Here is a 1,188-nt window from a genome sequence, read left to right as displayed (position 1 = left end):
GGGAGCATCCCGGTTTTGTAAAAGTGCTATGCAGAGAGGATAATAGGTAGAGCGTCAACAGAAGCGTGAACTGCATTTGTAGGAGGAGTGGCTATGACCCCTGAACAGAAGGAGCGTTTAAAAGCTTGTGCTGCTGAGATTGCCGAGATTATGTACACAAATACTCCGGTCTCAGAATTATCAAGTCTGGAAACAATCGAAAAGCATATTCGAGAGCAATGGCTAGAATTAGTCGGGCCGGAGGTTGGTTTTTTTTTATCAAACAGGCAACAGGAACAGAATCAGGACGGTCTCGCACAGTAAAAAGTTGCATTGGTAAGCTAATAATTACTGAAAAACAAGCCGAAAAATTGGGAGTCAAAAAATCTACTCGTTTAGCTCCATTATTTGAAAAATGCTGCCTCCGTCAGGTGGCTAATCTCTCTTATGAGAAAGCTGAGAGTGAAATAGAAGCCCAGACGGGAGTGCATATAGGTCACACTTGTTTACACCGATTAGTGGAAAAGCAAGAATGGGCGTCCAGAATAGCTACTTCGGAGGTAAAGGAAACCAGTGTGGATGGGGGGAAAGTCCGTCTCAGAAAAGAAGAGGGAGAGGGCAGTCACTGGCTTGACTATAAGGCTGTGCGACTGCACGACAGTTATTACGGGGCATTTTTTCTTGACAATCAAGCGTTAATTAATTATGTGAACAGTCAGCCTTTATCAGAGGTACTAACCTGTTTGGGGGATGGTCATGATGGCATTTGGAATATTATTGTCCAGTTGAATCCTGACGGGGCGCGGCGGGAAATTTTAGATTGGTATCACTTAGTTGAAAATCTATGTAAGGTCGGTGGGTCGTTGAAGCGTCGGGCGCAGGGTAAGGAGTTTCTGTGGCAAGGACGAGTCGAGGAAACCATCAATTTATTTAAGCCTTGCCGTCAAAAACAAGCCCAGAACTTTTGTGCTTATTTGGAGAAGCATCGCCGACGGATTGTTAACTACGAGCAAATGTCAACACAAAAGGTTTGCTCCATCGGTTCCGGAGCTGTAGAGTCGGCAGTAAAACAAATTGATAGAAGGTTAAAAATTTCAGGAGCGCAGTGGTTGATGAAAAATGTTAATCAAATGCTTAAGCTTCGGTGCGCCTACCTTAACGGATCAATATCCGTTTGATGCTCAAAAGCGCAAAACCGGGATGCTCCCG

At 44.5% G+C, this 1,188-nt stretch carries 1 protein-coding gene; it reads left to right on the top strand.

The window, feature by feature from the left end; genetic code table 11:
- Positions 1 to 93: 93 nt before the first annotated feature.
- Positions 94 to 1,157 (top strand): ISKra4 family transposase gene (locus tag QUA04_RS29710; RefSeq protein WP_333264408.1). Its coding sequence is split into 2 segments (ribosomal slippage): positions 94 to 247 and positions 247 to 1,157, totalling 1,065 coding nucleotides; the frame shifts between segments, so codons are not numbered across the junction.
- Positions 1,158 to 1,188 lie beyond the last annotated feature (31 nt).

Origin of the sequence: Microcoleus sp. S13_C5, assembly GCF_036700845.1 — a bacterium.
Classification (GTDB): Bacteria; Cyanobacteriota; Cyanobacteriia; order Cyanobacteriales; family Microcoleaceae; genus Microcoleus.
This window is presented reverse-complemented; position numbering and strand designations above follow the sequence as displayed.